Annotated in this window: 17 protein-coding genes; 14 read left to right on the top strand and 3 right to left on the bottom strand. The window is 70.3% G+C overall.

Going from position 1 to position 15,195, the window contains the following annotated elements:
* Window positions 1-15: 15 nt before the first annotated feature.
* The gene (locus tag ABZ345_RS32720) at window positions 16-1,110 is read left to right on the top strand and encodes a winged helix DNA-binding domain-containing protein (RefSeq protein ID WP_359857279.1); all 1,095 of its coding nucleotides are present in this window, start codon (window positions 16-18) and stop codon (window positions 1,108-1,110) included.
* On the opposite strand, the gene ABZ345_RS32725 is transcribed toward ABZ345_RS32720, so the two are convergent.
* Entirely contained in the window at window positions 1,088-2,230 is a 1,143-nt protein-coding gene (locus tag ABZ345_RS32725; RefSeq protein WP_359857282.1) for a molybdopterin molybdotransferase MoeA, read from the bottom strand. The genes ABZ345_RS32720 and ABZ345_RS32725 overlap by 23 nt on opposite strands.
* A 62-nt stretch (window positions 2,231-2,292) precedes the next feature.
* On the opposite strand from ABZ345_RS32725, the gene ABZ345_RS32730 reads away from it, so the two are divergent.
* The 7 genes from ABZ345_RS32730 to ABZ345_RS32760 all read left to right on the top strand — a co-directional run bounded on the left by ABZ345_RS32730 (window position 2,293) and on the right by ABZ345_RS32760 (window position 8,839).
* Window positions 2,293-3,540 carry an MFS transporter gene (locus ABZ345_RS32730; RefSeq protein ID WP_359857285.1) on the top strand — a complete coding sequence of 416 codons (1,248 nt, stop codon included), beginning with the start codon at window positions 2,293-2,295 and terminating at the stop codon, window positions 3,538-3,540.
* Window positions 3,541-3,933: 393 nt separating this feature from the next.
* Window positions 3,934-4,773, top strand: coding sequence for a formate dehydrogenase accessory sulfurtransferase FdhD (fdhD, locus tag ABZ345_RS32735; RefSeq protein ID WP_359857288.1), 840 nt, complete (start codon window positions 3,934-3,936; stop codon window positions 4,771-4,773).
* A gap of 77 nt (window positions 4,774-4,850) precedes the next feature.
* Window positions 4,851-5,720: an ATP-binding cassette domain-containing protein gene (locus ABZ345_RS32740; RefSeq protein ID WP_359857291.1), complete on the top strand. Its 870-nt coding sequence runs from the start codon at window positions 4,851-4,853 to the stop codon at window positions 5,718-5,720.
* 1 nt (window position 5,721) lies between these two features.
* Window positions 5,722-6,789 carry an ABC transporter permease gene (locus tag ABZ345_RS32745; protein WP_359857293.1) on the top strand — a complete coding sequence of 356 codons (1,068 nt, stop codon included), beginning with the start codon at window positions 5,722-5,724 and terminating at the stop codon, window positions 6,787-6,789.
* A 4-nt stretch (window positions 6,790-6,793) separates the two neighbouring features.
* Entirely contained in the window at window positions 6,794-7,705 is a 912-nt protein-coding gene (locus ABZ345_RS32750) for a Gfo/Idh/MocA family oxidoreductase (RefSeq protein WP_359857296.1), read from the top strand.
* Between the two features lie 31 nt (window positions 7,706-7,736).
* On the top strand, window positions 7,737-8,321 hold the full coding sequence (locus ABZ345_RS32755) for a hypothetical protein (RefSeq protein ID WP_359857299.1): 585 nt from the start codon (window positions 7,737-7,739) through the stop codon (window positions 8,319-8,321).
* A gap of 50 nt (window positions 8,322-8,371) precedes the next feature.
* A complete protein-coding gene (locus ABZ345_RS32760; protein WP_359857430.1) occupies window positions 8,372-8,839 on the top strand; it encodes a nucleotide disphospho-sugar-binding domain-containing protein in 468 nt (155 codons plus the stop codon).
* On the opposite strand, the gene ABZ345_RS32765 is transcribed toward ABZ345_RS32760, so the two are convergent.
* Complete coding sequence (locus tag ABZ345_RS32765; protein ID WP_359857302.1) at window positions 8,814-9,656, bottom strand: alpha/beta hydrolase; 843 nt, start codon at window positions 9,654-9,656, stop codon at window positions 8,814-8,816. The genes ABZ345_RS32760 and ABZ345_RS32765 overlap by 26 nt on opposite strands.
* A 175-nt stretch (window positions 9,657-9,831) precedes the next feature.
* Here ABZ345_RS32765 and ABZ345_RS32770 point away from each other — a divergent pair, with 175 nt between their 5' ends.
* A complete protein-coding gene (locus ABZ345_RS32770) occupies window positions 9,832-10,551 on the top strand; it encodes an SDR family oxidoreductase (protein ID WP_359857305.1) in 720 nt (239 codons plus the stop codon).
* Here ABZ345_RS32770 and ABZ345_RS32775 read toward each other — a convergent pair.
* Window positions 10,514-11,125, bottom strand: a complete 612-nt coding sequence (locus ABZ345_RS32775) for a DedA family protein (protein ID WP_359857308.1) — start codon at window positions 11,123-11,125, stop codon at window positions 10,514-10,516. The two genes, ABZ345_RS32770 and ABZ345_RS32775, sit on opposite strands and share 38 nt — an antisense overlap.
* A gap of 58 nt (window positions 11,126-11,183) precedes the next feature.
* Between ABZ345_RS32775 and ABZ345_RS32780 the strand changes: the two genes are divergently transcribed.
* From ABZ345_RS32780 to ABZ345_RS32800, 5 genes are all read left to right on the top strand, one after another.
* Window positions 11,184-13,259, top strand: coding sequence for a helix-turn-helix domain-containing protein (locus ABZ345_RS32780; RefSeq protein WP_359857311.1), 2,076 nt, complete (start codon window positions 11,184-11,186; stop codon window positions 13,257-13,259).
* 73 nt (window positions 13,260-13,332) lie between these two features.
* Window positions 13,333-14,268 carry a hypothetical protein gene (locus tag ABZ345_RS32785; protein WP_359857314.1) on the top strand — a complete coding sequence of 312 codons (936 nt, stop codon included), beginning with the start codon at window positions 13,333-13,335 and terminating at the stop codon, window positions 14,266-14,268.
* A complete protein-coding gene (locus ABZ345_RS32790; RefSeq protein WP_359857317.1) occupies window positions 14,265-14,567 on the top strand; it encodes a hypothetical protein in 303 nt (100 codons plus the stop codon). Before ABZ345_RS32785 ends, ABZ345_RS32790 begins: the two co-directional genes overlap by 4 nt.
* Window positions 14,564-14,860, top strand: a complete 297-nt coding sequence (locus ABZ345_RS32795) for an ESX secretion-associated protein EspG (RefSeq protein WP_359857319.1) — start codon at window positions 14,564-14,566, stop codon at window positions 14,858-14,860. Before ABZ345_RS32790 ends, ABZ345_RS32795 begins: the two co-directional genes overlap by 4 nt.
* Before the next feature lie 42 nt (window positions 14,861-14,902).
* Window positions 14,903-15,181: a hypothetical protein gene (locus ABZ345_RS32800; protein ID WP_359857322.1), complete on the top strand. Its 279-nt coding sequence runs from the start codon at window positions 14,903-14,905 to the stop codon at window positions 15,179-15,181.
* Window positions 15,182-15,195: the final 14 nt, after the last annotated feature.

Below are 15,195 nucleotides of genomic sequence, written 5' to 3' on the forward strand. Positions count from 1 at the left end.
GCTCAGACTGGGCTGATGGACATCGCGGCACTCCGCCTCGGCAACCAGCGGGTCGGACAGTCCTCCTCGGTCGAGGACGTCGTCGGCCGGCTCGGTGCGGTGCAGGGTCAGGACTACGGCCAGTCGTTGTGGTCGCTGGGGCTGCGGACGGCGTCGGGCCGGATCGCGGACGTCGAGGAGGCGCTGCGGGCCGGGCGGGTGGTGCGGACCTGGCTGATGCGCGGCACGATCCACTACGTCCTGGCGGAGGACGTCGGGTGGATGCTGGGTCTGTTCGGCGCGCGCGACCTCGCCCGGCTCACGCCCAAGGCCTGGCGGTACCACCACATGACGCCCGAGCTGATGTCGTTGGCGCGCAAGACGTTCGTGGAGGCGTTGACGGGCGGTGGGTGCCTCACGCGGCGCGAGATGATCTCGCTGATGGCTCAGGTGGGCATCCCGGACGACCGGCAGCAGAGCTACTTCACGTTCATCCACCTCGCGCAGGAGGGCCTCGTCGTGCCGGGGCCGCCGCGGGGCAAGGAGCAGACGTTCGTGCTGCTGGAGGAGTGGGCGCCGCGGCAGCGTTCGCTCGACGACGAGGAAGCCCTGGCCGTGCTGGCGTCGCGCTTCTTCACCAGCCACGGGCCGGCGACGCTGGCGGACTTCGCGAACTGGTGCGGCATCGGGGTGCGCGAGGCGGCGCACGGGCTGGAAGCGGTGAAGAGCTCGCTGGTGCGGGAGACGTTCGGCGACAAGGAGTACTGGCTGCCACCGGACCTCTCCGAGGGCTCCGGGGCCCTGATCCTGCCCGCGTACGACGAGCTGGTGATCGGCTACAAGGACCGCGGCGCGTTCTTCACCCGGTACGACGAGATTCCGATCTCCACGTACAACGGCATGTTCTACGCGACGATCATCGAGGACGGGCAGATCGCCGGGCTGTGGCGGCGGGTCATGAAGAAGTCTTCGGTGGACGTAGAACTGCGGCCGCTGCCGGGGTTCGACGTCGACCGGCTCGTGGCGCACGTCGGGCGGTTCAGCGACTTCCTCGGGCTGCCCGTGCGGACTGTGGTGAAGGACGCGCCCGAGGCGGGTTCGTCGAAGGTCAGCTGGCGCTCGCGCAAGTGAGCAGCTCGACCTCTCCGCCCAGGTGGCCGGGTGGGACGACGGCGAGCGCGTCAGCCAGTGCGGCACCCCGCAGCGACCCAGGGCGGTCGTGGCCGACGGGGACCGCCTCCGTGCCGGTTCTGGTCACCGGGATCAGGCGGGTGTCTTTCGGATGAGCGTTCACATCGCCGAGCCAGGCGGTGATCGGGGCGCGGACGGTGTGGCCGCTGAGGGTGTTCATGAGCGGTTGGAGCAGGGTGAGGACCGCGGCGAGGGCGGCGAACGGGTTGCCGGGCAGGCCCACCACACAGCGGCCGTCGGGCAGGACGGCCAGCAGCATCGGGTGGCCTGGGCGGCAGGCGACTCCGCTGACCAGGATCTCGGCGCCGAGTTCCGCCAGCACCCGGCGGAGGTGGTCCGCCGGGCCGACCGAGGTGGCGCCGCAGGTGACGAGGACGTCGGCCTGGTCGAAGGTGAGGGCGTCGGCCAGGGCGGACGGGTCGTCGCGCACGTGGGTGGTGCCGAGGAGGTCGGCTCCGGCGAGGAGGCCTGGGAGCATCGGGCCGATGGCGTCGCGGACTCGGCCGGGGCGCGGTGGGCCGGAGTGGAGGAGTTCGTCGCCGGTGACGATCACGGCTGCTCGGGGGCGGCGGCGCACCAGGAGGGTGTCGTGGCCGGCTCCCGCGGCCAGGCCCAGGACGGCGGGGGAGACGGCGGAGCCGGCCGGGACGAGCTCGTCGCCCGCTGACCAGTCCTCGCCGCGGCGGCGGATGTGCTTACCGGTGACGGCTTCACCGGCCAACCGCCTGTTGTCGACAGAAGTGCGCTCCACCGGGATCACCGCCTCGGACCCGCCCGGCACCGGCGCACCCGTCGCCACGCCGAACGCCTTCCCGGAGCCGAGCCACACGCCCGGCACCGGATCGCCCGCGGCCACCCGCCCCACGATCGTCCACGGTCCTGGCCCGGCCACCGCGTAGCCGTCCATCGCCGAGGTGTCGCAGGCCGGCTGGCTGGCCAGGGCGCGCACTCCGGAGGCGAGCGCGAGGCCCACAGCGTCGGGCAGGGCCACCTCGACGGCGTCCAGCGGCTTGGCGGCCTCGCGGGCCGTCTGGCGGGCGAGATTCCAGGGCATGTTCATGAGCGCTCCCGTGGTATAGCCTACTTCATACTGTATGCAATCCTCGGGACGGGGTGAAGTGCATGCCAGTCGCGACTTACGTACGTGATCACGCCGGCCGGCTCTACCGGGTGGGGGAGACCGACGTCGAGGTGTCGGGGCGATCGCGCCGCACGGTGTTGTGGGCGGTCTGGGCGGCGATGCTCGCGGCCGGTATCGGGCAGTACGGCTTCGGCGCGTTGATCCCTGCGCTGCAGGACCAGTGGAGCGTGCCGGAGCTCTTCTGGGCGCTGGCGTTGTGGACGGTGTGCCAGGCGGGCACGGCGTTTCCGGCGGCGTGGCTGCGGCAGCAGAAGAGACTGACGCCGACCGGGGCGATGTGGATCGGCGCCGTCCTCACCGGCGCCGGCTTCTTCACACTCGGGCAGGGACAGCTCGTCGGGTACGCGGTTCTCGGTGGCATCGGGGCAGGTCTGGTGTACGCGACCTGTCTCGGCACGATCGTCCGGTGGTATCCGGAGCGCGTCACCAGGAAGGTCGCGTTCGTCAGCGGGGCCTTCGCGTACGGGTCGGTGCCGTTCGTGCTCGCCGCCGGGATGCTCCTGCAGAACCTGGGCGGGTTCCTCACGCAGGCGGCCATCGCGATCACCGCCGTGGTCGCGGTCGCGGGCGCGGTGATGAAGGACCCGCCCGAACACTGGTGGCCACCGCACGTCCAGCCGCGCGAGTGGGCGCTGGACCGGGCGCGGGTGCCGAACCGCGCGGCGCTCAAGGAGTTCCGGACGCACGAAGCCATGCGGTGTGGCGCGTTCTGGTGGCTGTACGGCGGTGTGGCGTTCGCGGCGGCGGTGTCGCTCTACGACCTGGCTTACCTTCCGCTGTTCGTGGGCGACAGAACCCTTGGCGCCGTCGCATTGGCGACGCTCGCGGCGGCCACCGGCACCGGCCGCGTGCTGGTCGGGTGGATCTCGGACCGGGTCGGGCGCAGGAAGGCGCTCATCTGGACGCTGGCGACCGGTGGATGCGCCCAGTTCGTGCTGCTGTACTCCCAGAACTTCACGGGGCTGCTCATCGGGGCGGCGCTGGCGGGCCTGGGCACCGGGTGCTGCTACTCGGTGCTGGTCGGCGTCACCAGGGAGTACTTCGGCGAGACGAACGGGGCGCAGAACTTCGGCGTGCTCTACACGGCGAAGGCGGCGGGTGCACTGATCGCGGCGATCGTGCTGGCGTCGCAAGGGCCCGCGTTTGCGTTCGTCGCGGCCGGGGTGCTCGGGCTTTCGGGCGCGGTGCTCACGGGTCAGCTGTCGCAGCCGGGAAGGCCCCGCCTGTGAGCCGGGTGCCGGCGCTCGCCCCGGGCTGGCACCGGACGCCGTCCGAGGGCTGCTGCCTGATGGAGCTGACGTCCGTGCTCGCGGGCGAGGTGTGGTCGGACCGCCCCGCCTGCGTGCACCCGGTGCTGGCCTGCGTGGCCCGCTGTGTCAACGATCAGTCCACAACGGACGGCCGACGCAAGCTGCTGCCGTTCGCCATCAAGGTGATCGGTACGGAGAACGCTCCAGCGGCGCGAATGATCACAGCGCATTGCCTCGAGAAGAGCGGGGTCGTCGCGCCGAAGTGGTGGCCGTGCAACTGGGTCGTGGCCAGGGCCGTGCGGGCGTTGCGCGGGGACGAGGTGTTGCGGCGGCTGTTGGACGAGTGCGTCGCTATCTGCAAGGAGGCGGGTCGTGGGACGTGTGACGAGCAGGCGGCGCGTGGTGCGGCTGGTGGACGACGCCGTCACCGCGCGGCCGGACACGCTGGCGGTCGAGGAACCGCTGGAGATCCGCGTGCGAGGCAAGTCGCTCGCCGTGACCATGCGCACGCCGGGTGACGACTTCGACCTCGCGGCGGGCTTCCTGGTGAGCGAAGGCGTGGTGCGCGCCCCGTCGGACATCGCCGCGATCCGCTACTGCGCGGGTGCCACGGCGGACGGCGGCAACACCTACAACGTGCTGGACGTCGGCCTGGCGGACGGTGTCGCGCCACCGGATCCGTCGATCGAGCGCAACTTCTACACGACGTCGAGCTGCGGGTTGTGCGGCAAGGCGAGCCTGGACGCCGTGCGCACCACCGCGACGTGGCAGGTGGCGTCCGACCCGGTCCGGCTGGACCCTCGGATGATCACCGAGTTCCCGACGAAACTCCGTGCCGCGCAACGGGTCTTCGACCGCACGGGCGGCCTGCACGCGGCCGGGCTGTTCGACGCCGGCGGCACCCTGTTGTGCCTCAGAGAAGACGTCGGTCGGCACAACGCGGTGGACAAGGTCGTCGGCTGGGCCACCCGCGCCGGACGCCTGCCGCTCACCGGCACCGTGCTGATGGTGAGCGGCCGGGCGTCGTTCGAGCTGGTGCAGAAGGCGGTCATGGCAGGGATTCCGGTGCTCACGGCGGTGTCCGCGCCGTCGTCGCTCGCCGCCGACCTGGCCGAGGAGATGGGCGTGACGCTCGTCGGGTTCCTCCGCGGCACGTCGATGAACGTCTACACAGGAGGCCACCGCCTCGGCCTCACGGCCGGAGCTCGTTAGCCCGATCAGCGTCCTCCGCGAGGAGGATGCCTCGCGGCGGACGCGATCTTGGCCGAACCCCGGATAGCGTTCCTCCCATGTTGACTGTGAGGGGGATCAGCCGGAGTTTCGGCGATCAGCGGGTGCTCGACGAGGTGAGCTTCGACGTGCGGCCCGGCCGGATGACGGGCTTCCTGGGCGCCAACGGGTCCGGCAAGACGACCACGATGCGCATCGTGCTGGGGGTGCTCGCCGCGCACGGGGGTTCGGTGAGCTGGCAGGGCGTGGAGATCACGCCCCAGAACCGGCCGCACTTCGGCTACATGCCCGAAGAACGCGGCCTGTACCCCAAGATGAAGGTGCGCGACCAGATCACGTGGCTCGGGCGGCTGCACGGTGTCGAAAGGACGGTCGCGCAGCGCAACACCGACCAGCTGCTCGACGACCTGGAGCTCACCGACCGCGCCGGCGACCGGCTGGAGCAGCTGTCGCTCGGCAACCAGCAGCGGGTGCAGATCGCGGCCGCGCTGGTGCACGAGCCGGACGTGCTGATCCTGGACGAGCCGTTCTCCGGCCTCGACCCGATCGCCGTCGAGACCGTGCTGGACGTGCTGCGCAAGCGGGCCGCGAGTGGTGTGCCGGTGTTGTTCTCGAGCCATCAGCTGGCGATCGTGGAACGGCTCTGCGACGACGTCGTGATCATCTCGAAGGGACGGATCGCGGCGAGTGGGTCGCGCGAGGAGCTGCGCGACCGGCACGCCTCGTCCCGCTACGAGATCGTCGTCGCGCAGGACGCGGGCTGGGTCCGCGACGTGCCCGGCGTGACGGTCCTGGACCTCGACGGGCCGCGCGCGGTCTTCGAGGCCGAACCGCAGCAGGTGCTCGCCGAAGCCGTGCGACGCGGCGAGGTCCGCTCGTTCACGCCGGTGGTGCCCACGCTCGACGAGATCTTCAAGGAAGTGATCTGACATGGCGCGAGCCACTTTTGCCCAGGCGACCTGGCTCGTCGCCGAACGGGAGATGAAGACCTTCGTCTCCACCAAGGGTTTCTGGATCGGGTTCCTCGTCACGATCGCCGGCCTGTTCGCGCTCACGGTGCTGCCGACGGTGTTCGGCGGCGGCGACCCGAAGGTCGCGGTGGTCGGCTCGGCCGTGCAGGTGGTCAAGGGCAAGCAGTTCGACGTCCGCGAGGTCGCCGACGTTCAGGCGGCCTCAGATCTGATCCGGGCCGACGAGGTCGAGGCCGCGATCGTCCTCGACGGCAGCGGGATCAAGGTCCTCGCGTTGAACGACCCGCCCAGCGACGTGATCCGGCAGCTCGTCGCGTCACCACCGGTCGAGCTGCTGGACCCCTCGGCGGTGAGCTCCGACCAGCGGTTCGTCACGGTGCTGGTGTTCGGGCTGGTGTTCCTGATGTTCGGCATGGGCGGCGCGGCGATCGCGCAGAGCACCGTGACCGAGAAGCAGACCCGGATCGTGGAGATCCTCGTGTCGACGGTGCCGGTGCGGGCGCTGCTCGCGGGCAAGATCCTCGGCCACGTCATCCTGACGCTGGGTCAGGTGGTCGTCTTAGCGCTCACGGCGCCCATCGCACTGCGGGTCGCGGGCCAGTCCGAACTGCTGGCGGTGGTCGCGCCCGCGCTGGGGTGGTTCGTGCCGTTCCTGATGTTCGGGTTCGTGCTGATCTCGTCGATGTGGGCGGTCGCGGGCGCGCTGGTCAGCCGGCAGGAGGACCTGGGCTCGACGATGGGCCTGGTCATGATCGCGGTGATGGGCCCGTACTTCGGCGTGCAGTTCTTCTTCGACAACCCCGCGGTGCTCGCCGTGATGTCGTACGTGCCGTTCACGGCGGGGGTGGCGATGCCGGTGCGGATGTTCGCGCAGCAGGCCGAGCCGTGGGAGGCGCTGGTCTCGCTCGGCGTCCTCGCCACGACCGTCGTGGTGATCCTGCTGGTCGCGTCGAGGCTCTACACCGGCTCGCTGCTGCAGACCGGGTCGCGGGTCAAGCTGTCGCGAGCCTGGGCACCTGCAGAATAGGGACATGATCGCTGATCCGATTCGCCTCGCCGTCGTCGGCCTGGGCGCCATGGGCACCCGGATGCTGACGGCGACGCTGGCACATCCCGGCTACACCGTGGTCGCGGGCGTCGACGTCGTGCCTCGCACGCTCGACGTCCCCGTCGTCACCTCGCTCGACGACGTGCTGTCCGATGTGGACGCTGTGTACATCGCCACGCCGCCTGCCTCGCACGCGGAACTGGCGGCCAAGGCGTTCGCCGCCGGCAAGGCGGTGTTCTGCGAGAAGCCGCTGGCCGTCGACCTCGACGAGGCGCGGGCGATGGTGGCCGCGGCCCAGGGCCTGCCGAACGCCGTGAACTTCGCGCTGTCGGACATGGTGGCGACGATCGAGATCGAACGGCAGCTGCTCGAGCTCGGCGCGCTGCGGGGCGTGGAGATCAGGCTGCAGTTCCCGCGCTGGCCGCGGGCGTTCCAGGCGGACGCGGCGTGGCTCGCACGCGCCGAGCAGGGCGGGTTCGTCCGCGAGGTGTTGTCGCACTTCGTCTATCTCACGGACCGGCTGCTCGGGCCGCTGACGGTCGAGTCGGTGTCCTCGGACTTCCCCGAGGCCGGCGCCGCCGAGGTGGCGGCACGCGGTGTGCTGCGGGGCAGCGGTGTGCCGGTGCACGTGTCGGCGTTCTCCGGACTGGCGGGGCCCGAGATCTACGAGTGGACGGTGTGGGGCACCGAACGGTCGCTGCGCCTGGACCAGTGGGCCGACCTGTCCATTTCGGACGGCGGCGCCTGGGAGCCGGTGTCGTTGCGGCAGACCGGTTCGGACTACTCGCGGCTCACGCTGTTCGCTCAGGCTGTGCGGGGCGAACACCCGCGTGACCTGGCGAATTTCGAGAGCGGGCTGCGCGTGGCACAGGTGATCGAGGCCTTTCTGCGTTAATCGGTTGACCTGGTTCGGAAGGATCGGGGAAATGGGGATCCTGTTCGTCACGCTGTCAGGCCATGGCCACGTCACACCGACGCTCGCGGTCGTCGAGGAGCTGGTGCGGCGCGGGGCCGAAGTCTCGTACGCGACCGGTGCCGAACACGCCGAGGCGGTGACCGGGGCGGGTGCGCGCTGGGTGGAACTGCCCGCGCTGCCCGACTTCCGGCCGGTCACCGCCAACCCGATCGACGAGTGGTTTCCGCACTACTTCAGGGCGATGACCGCGGTCTATCCGGTGCTGCTCGAGCGCTGCGAGACCGATCCGCCGTCGTTGATCTGCTACGACTCGACGAACTGGCCCGCGCGACTGGTGGCGCGCAAGCTCGGCATCCCCGCGGTGCGCACCTTGCCGCACACCGCGTCGAACGAGCACTACACGTTGATGACGCGGGTCTCGCCCGGTTCATCGCGGACGATCTCGCGAAGTTCGTGGCCGCCAACGACCTCGAGCTGGACATCCCGAGCACGATCGAGGCGCCCGAGCAGACGAGCGTGGTGTTCGTGCCGCGCGAGTGGCAGCCGTTCGGGGAGACGTTCGACGAGTCGTTCCACTTCGTCGGGCCGGTACTAGGAAGCCGGCTAGACGAGGAGTGGGCACCGGCGCGCACCGACTTGCCGTTGGTGTTCGTCTCTCTGGGGTCGGTGATGAGCGATGTGAACTTCTACCAGGCGTGCAAAGACCAGTTCGGGGACGGCACCTGGCAGGTCGCGATGACCGCACGCGAGGTCGAGCCCGCGGAGAACATCGATGTGCGGCCGTGGTTTCCGCAACCAGCGGTGCTCAAGCACGCGTCGGCGTTCATCAGCCACGGCGGCATGAACTCCACCATGGAGGCTCTGCACGCGGGTGTGCCGCTGGTGATCGTTCCGCAGACGCCGGAACAGGCCGCCAACGGCGACCGCGTGGCCGAGCTCGGGCTGGGAGAACGAATCGACGACCACGCGGAGCTGCGCGCGGCGGTGGAACGGGTGGCGTCGAGCGGCACGATCCGGTCCAATCTGGACCGAATGCGTGCCGCCATCGACGCCGGTGGCGGCGCTGCACGAGCCGCCGACGTGATCCTCAGCCGAGCACTTCGCGGAGCTTGACGCCGAACTCCTCCGGCTTGCCCGCGTAACCGAACTCGCCGCCCATGAACCCGCCGTGGTGGCTGGGGAACACGACGGCCTCCTGGCCGAGCAGCTTCGCGGTGTGGACGGCCGTGCGGCCGGTGAAGGTGTTGCCGGTCTCCTCACCGACGGCGATCACGACACGGGTCGGCGCGGCGGCGAGCGCGTCAGGCTTCACCTGGTAGTCGGTGATCGCGAGGGAGTCGCGGGACAGCAACGGGTTGTCGCGGTTGCCGTCGTCCTCCGTGGGCATGCCGAACTGCGCGGGGTCGGCCGGTGGCTGGGCGAAGTACTCGTCGGTGAACTCGCCCTGCCACGAGGTCATCGCCATGAACTGCGCCATGCCCGCGCCGAACCCGCCCGCGAAGAAGGCGTCGATGAAACCGTCACGGGCACGGCGGGCGGCATCGGCGTCGGGCAGCACGTCGAGGAGCGGCGGCTCGTGCGCGACGAGCGTGACCACGTCGTCCGGGTAGGCCGCGACGAGCTCGAGCGCCGTGACCGCGCCGCCGCTGGACGCGAACAGGTCGACGGGGCCGCCGACGGCCTCGATCACCGCGTGGATGTCCGCGGCCTGCACCTCGGGCCTGGCTTCCCTGCTGCCGTCGGACCGCGTGCTCCTGCCGAGGCCGCGCGGGTCGTAGGTGATCACGGTGCGGTCGGGGAACTGCTCTATGAGCGCGGTGAAGCCCTCCGCGGTCATCGGCTGGCCGATCATCATCAACGGACGGCCGCCCTCACCGTGCACGTCGTACGTGATGGCTGCTTTGTCTGTTTCGAGAACGTGTGTAGCCATGTGATTCTCCCCAGTGGAGTCGGGTGTGAGCAGCCTAGTCACAACCATGAACCCGGATGGGCTGTGCTAGTTCGCGAGTAACCAGTACATGAGCGGCGTGCTGCCCGGAGGGAAGCGCTGGCGCGCCGGCGGTGGCCTGTCGACTTGCGCGCGATGTGCTGTTATCAACAAGCTCATGAACCGAACAGCAGTGGTGACCGGCGGCGGCACGGGCATCGGCAAGGCGGTGGCGGCCCGGCTCGTGGAGCAGGGCCTCGACGTGGTGATCACGGGACGCCGGGAGGACGTCCTGAAGGCGGCGGCCGAGGAGATCGGCGCGCGGGCGGTGGTGTTCGACGCGGCCGACCCCGACGCGGTCGAGGCGGCGCTCAACGATCTGCCCGAGCAGGTGGACGTTCTCGTCAACAACGCCGGCGGCAACATGACCCGGCGCCTGCCCGCGCCGGAGAACCTGGCGGACGTGCGGAACCTGTGGCTCGCGAACTACGAGTCGAACGTGATCAGCGCGGTGCTCGTGACGACGGCGCTGGAGCCGCGGCTGGCCGACAACGCACGGGTCGTCACGCTCGGCTCGATCGCCGGGCGCAGGGGATCGGGGGCTTACGGTGCCGCGAAGGCGGCGGTGGAGGCGTGGACGGCGGATCTCGCGTTCGCGCTGGGCGGCAGGGGGATCACGGTCAACGTCGTCTCGCCGGGCGTCACCGAGGACACCGAGTTCTTCGGCGGCACCCTGAGCGAGGAGCGGCGCAAGAAGCTCGTCGGCAACCCGGCCAACGGGCGTGCGGGCACTCCGCAGGACATCGCCGTGGCCATCACGTTCCTGACCTCACCCGAGGCAGGGCACATCACGGCGCAGGTCATCGGGGTGAACGGCGGAGCCGGGCTCGGACGCTGAACCCGATCACCGCCAGCAGCACGACGAGCAGCGCGACCCAGGAGAACTCGGCGAGGTAGTGCTCGGCCGCCTCGCCGACGAAGTAGACCACCGCCGTCGTGCCACCGGCCCACGCGATGCCGCCAGCTGCGTTGGCCAGCAAGAACTTCCCGTAGTGCATGCCCATCGTGGCGGCGAGCGGACCGGAGAGGATCCGCAGCAACGCCACGAACCGGCCGAAGAAGACCGCCCAGGCGCCGTACCTCGTGAACAGCGCCTGGGCGCGGCCGACCTCGTCCTCGCTGAAGTGGCGGGGAAACTTGTCGCCCGCCCACTCGAACACGCGCGGCCCGAACCGCTTGCCCAGCGCGTAGCCGACGCTGTCGCCGATGATCGCGCCCGCCGACGCGCAGGCGCCGACGAGCACCGGCGAGATGCCGTCGTGGTGTGAGGCCATGAGTGCGGCGGTGACGAGGACTATCTCGCCGGGCAACGGGATTCCGACGCTTTCGATGCCGACGACCAGGCCTACGACGACGTAGACCAGCAGCGGCGGGATGGTGTGGAGCCACTCGGTCAGCACTCTCGCGATCATCCCCTCGGACCGCCATGCCTGCCAGCTAGGGTGGTGTGGATCAACCTAGGGGGCGGTTGTGGCGTTCGGCGTGTTGCTGCGTCAGTGGCGACAGCGGGCGGGATTGAGCCAGGAAGCGCTCGCCCAGCGCGCGGCGGTGGGTATTCGCACTGTTCGCGGATTGGAGACCGGCGAGCGGACCGATCCGCGCATGGGCACCGTGCGGTCGCTGGCCGACGCGCTGGAGCTGACCGGGGCCGAGCGGGCCGAGTTGTTCGCCGCCGCCGGACGCGACGAGCCACTTCCCGTTGAACCCGCGAGGTTCGACCCGCTGGCCGAGGCTGCCGAGACGTTGAGAGCCGCGGTCGAGGCCAGGTGGCGTCGCGAGGAAGAACAGCGGCAGATCCACGACCCCGTTCCGCTCCCGGTGACCTGGGATCCAGCACCCGCGGACCTGCAGGACAGCTGGCTCAACATCGGTGGCGAGGTCGAGCTGTCCGGGCGCCTCGACCAGATCGTCGAGACCTACCGCGGGATCGGCTCCCGGCGGCTGGTAGTGCTGGGGCGGGCCGGGTCGGGCAAGACGGTGCTGACCACGCGGTTCGTGCTGGATCTGGCGGGGGACGGGCCGGTGCCGGTGATCTTCGGGCTCGGGTCGTGGCATCCCGAACGCGCGGGGCTGCGGGACTGGATGGCCGAGCAGCTCATCCGCGACCACCCGTTTCTCGGGGCGCCGGGGCCCAGTGGCGGGACGGTGGCGGCGGCGCTGGTGGACGCGCAGCGGGTGTTGCCGGTGCTGGACGGGTTCGACGAGATCGCGGCCGGGCTGCATCGCCCGGCACTCAACGCGTTGAACACCACCACTCTGCCGTTGCTGCTGACGAGCCGTGTGGACGAGTACCGGGACGCGGTCGAGGGCACGGACGTGCTGACGTCGGCTGCTGCGGTGGTGCTGAACGATCTGACGTGCGACGACCTCGCGGACTACCTGCCGCGGACCACGCGCAAGAAGGTGTGGACGCCGGTGCTGGACGAGGTGCGCAACGGCGGTGCGCTGGCGAAGGTGCTCACCACGCCGTTGATGGTCGCTCTCGCGCGGCGCATCTACAGCGACACACCGGACCACGACCCGTCAGAGCTGTTGGGGTTCCACGACGCTGACGAGATCGAACGCCACCTGCTCAGCAGCTTCGTACCAGCTGTATACGGGTCGTATGCCGACCGTGTGCAGCCGTGGCTGGGCTATCTCGCCGATCACCTCACGAAGCTCGGCACCCACAACATCGCGTGGTGGCAGTTCGGCACCTCCTCGAAGGTGACCGGGCTGGGTATCGGCACGACGGTAGGTGTCGCCGATTTCGTGGTCGAGGCCGTCGTCTTAGGGGCGCTCACGGTCCGGGGGGTGTTGTTCGCGGTGATGATCGGTCTGGTCACCGGGCTGTTGTTCGGGCTGGCGCATTGGTGGGTGGTCCGGGCGGCGCCGCTCGAGCCCGTGCGGACGCGGTTGCGCCTGCGCGGACGGGTCGGGCCGTCGGTGTGGTGGCGGGGTCTGGTCGGGCTGGCGTTCGGAGGGGCGGCCGGCAGCGCGTACGGGCTGGTGCGGGCGGTGGCGTTCTGGTTGGTCACGCCGGGATACGAGATGACGTGGGGCGTGCTGGTCGACATCGGCGTCTTCGGGTTGGTGTTCGGGATCGGCGCCGGAGTGGTGTTCGGGCTGGTCGCCGCGCTGGAGGCGCCGCTCGACGTGCGCTCGGCGGGGAGTCCTGGCGACCTGATCGAGGCCAACCGGCGGCATGTGCTCGGACTGATGGCGTTGTTCGTGCCGGTGTTCGCGGTGTTCGTCGCGGCCTCCACCGGGCTCGTGGCGGGCGGGCTGATGGCATTGCGGTTCGAGGTTTCGTGGGGTCCGGCAACGGCGTTGGTGATCGGCCTCGTCGGAGGCATCGTTGGTGGGCTGTCGTACGTGCTGAGCCTGACCGCGTGGGGGCAGTGGGTGGTGTTCGCGCGCGTGTGGTTGCCGTTGACCGGACGGCTGCCGTGGCGGCTTTCGGAGTTCCTGGACGACGCGTACCGGCGTGGCGTGCTGAGGCGAGCGGGAGCGGTCTACCAATTCCGGCACGCGCGGTTGCAGGAATACTTCGCGCGTTTGCGCTGATCAGACCGACCGGCCATAAGTGGCCGGTCGTCTGGCCTGTCCCTCGTTTGGCCCGGCTGTGATCGTCTTCCTCGTGGACGCGATCAACTGGGAGGCGTACAGCCATGAAGAGCTGCACCGGATGCTGTGGCAGGACGCTGATGTCGCGGACGTGAGCACGGTCGCCGACGAGTGGACGCGCCACCGCGAGGCGCTGGACACGCACGCCGCGGTGTTGAAGGAGCAACGGGCCGCACTGCTCAACGACTGGCACGGCGCGGCTGCCGAAGAGGCGGCGACGAGGCTCACGAAGCTGGCCGAGCGGATCGAGAAGCTCAGCGAGTTCTCGGCGGCGGGGGAGAAGGCCGCGCAGGACGCCGCCGACGCGTTGGCCGAGGCGCGGGCCGCGATGCCGCCACCGCCCGCGGGGACCACGATGCCCGCGTTAGCGAGCCAGCCGAGCGCTCCGACGATGCCCGCGGGTACGACCTCGGGTTTCTACTTCTACATCGGTGCCGCGTCCGCTGACCAGCAGAAAGCCGACGCCGTCCGTGCCATGCAGACCTACGAGTCGAGCCTGAACGGCAGCGGCAAACTCATCGACAACGCCCGTGGCACCATCCCGCAACAGGCCACCGCGGCCGCACCACCACCGGTTCCCGTCGCGCCACCGGTCAGAACGCCCAGCTCCGGCGGAGTGCCGTGGCAACGTCTGGTCGGCGGCGGCTCAGCCGGAACCACCACCCGCGGCCCGGTGATCGGCGCCGCGGCTCCGATCAGCCAGCAGACCCAGCTCAGCCCGGGCATGCGCTCCGGCGTGATGGCAGGCCACGGCATCGGACCGATGGCGATGGGCTCGACCGTGCCCGAATCACGCTCCGCCGCGCAGGGCTCGGGCATGGCACCGGGAGCAGGCGGCGCGCGCACGGACGACGACGAGGAGCACGAGAACCAGATGCCCACGCTCGACCACGGCCTGTTCGTGGTGAACGACCGCGTGTCGCCCGCCGTCATCGGGGAGGAGCAGTGACCGGCTACGAGGTCGCGCCGGACCAGTTGCGGGACCGGATCAAGACCCTGACCAGGCTCGCCGAGTTGACCGGCGACCTGGTGGCGACCGCGAGCAGGCTGGCCGAGCGGCAGCCGTTGCTCGGCACCGCGCCACCAGCCCAGGACCTGTCGAAACGGCTGAAAGCGGCGGGATCGGGGCTCGCGGGCGAGGTCAGCGCCGCCGAACGCGAGGTGCGCGCGTTCCAGCAGATGCTCGCGGAGATCAAGACCACCTACACCGAGACCGACGCCGAGCAGGCGCGCAAGGCGGGCCGATGATCGCCTTCGACCTGGTCGAGATGGACCTGCTCGCCACCCACGCCGGGGTGCGCTGGCCGTTCCCGCTGCGGGTGCCGTCGTTCGGCAAGCTGGCGAGCGAACGCGCCGACCTCCTCGCCGAGGCAGGCCACGGACTTCAAGCCCGCGGGTTGGCCGAAGCACACGGACCCATTGGCATGGCAGGAGAACTCGTCACGGCGCTGCACGAGCACACCGCCGTGGTGGATCTCGTGGTGCCGGGAACGGGCGCGGTCGCGATGGTCTACGGCGACGCCGCGCTGGTGTGCACATAGCACGAAAGCACGGTCCGGGTCACGCACATCGAGGCGGAGACCGTGGGTGAAGAGCTCGTGGCGTTGATCCCGGAGCTGAGGCCAGCACAGCTCATGCCGATCACCCTGCCGCCCGGTGCCCCGCTCGACCTCGAGGTCACCGGGCAGGGCCAGGCCGGTGTGGTCAAAGGCGGGCAACGGCAGGAAGTGTCCTGGTTGGACAGTGCGGGCGGCCGGGTCAGGGTGGACGTGGGCAGTGACGGCTGGGTCAGCGTGAATCCCATGCGGCACACGGACCTGGTGCGCGTGATCGGTGAGCTCGCCGCGACGGCGCGAGCCTAGAAGAGGGGGAGAAA

Origin of the sequence: Lentzea sp. NPDC005914 (genome assembly GCF_040629405.1) — a bacterium.
Classification (GTDB): domain Bacteria; phylum Actinomycetota; class Actinomycetes; order Mycobacteriales; family Pseudonocardiaceae; genus Lentzea.

What these genes read in the sequence shown, in the direction of transcription:
- ABZ345_RS32720 (WP_359857279.1), top strand. Translation starts at nt 16, where the DNA reads ATGGACATCGCGGCACTCCGCCTCGGCAACCAGCGGGTCGGACAGTCC.
- ABZ345_RS32725 (WP_359857282.1), bottom strand. Translation starts at nt 2,230, where the DNA reads ATGAACATGCCCTGGAATCTCGCCCGCCAGACGGCCCGCGAGGCCGCC.
- ABZ345_RS32730 (WP_359857285.1), top strand. Translation starts at nt 2,293, where the DNA reads ATGCCAGTCGCGACTTACGTACGTGATCACGCCGGCCGGCTCTACCGG.
- ABZ345_RS32740 (WP_359857291.1), top strand. Translation starts at nt 4,851, where the DNA reads ATGTTGACTGTGAGGGGGATCAGCCGGAGTTTCGGCGATCAGCGGGTG.
- ABZ345_RS32745 (WP_359857293.1), top strand. Translation starts at nt 5,722, where the DNA reads ATGGCGCGAGCCACTTTTGCCCAGGCGACCTGGCTCGTCGCCGAACGG.
- ABZ345_RS32750 (WP_359857296.1), top strand. Translation starts at nt 6,794, where the DNA reads ATGATCGCTGATCCGATTCGCCTCGCCGTCGTCGGCCTGGGCGCCATG.
- ABZ345_RS32755 (WP_359857299.1), top strand. Translation starts at nt 7,737, where the DNA reads ATGGGGATCCTGTTCGTCACGCTGTCAGGCCATGGCCACGTCACACCG.
- ABZ345_RS32765 (WP_359857302.1), bottom strand. Translation starts at nt 9,656, where the DNA reads ATGGCTACACACGTTCTCGAAACAGACAAAGCAGCCATCACGTACGAC.
- ABZ345_RS32770 (WP_359857305.1), top strand. Translation starts at nt 9,832, where the DNA reads ATGAACCGAACAGCAGTGGTGACCGGCGGCGGCACGGGCATCGGCAAG.
- ABZ345_RS32775 (WP_359857308.1), bottom strand. Translation starts at nt 11,125, where the DNA reads ATGATCGCGAGAGTGCTGACCGAGTGGCTCCACACCATCCCGCCGCTG.
- ABZ345_RS32795 (WP_359857319.1), top strand. Translation starts at nt 14,564, where the DNA reads ATGATCGCCTTCGACCTGGTCGAGATGGACCTGCTCGCCACCCACGCC.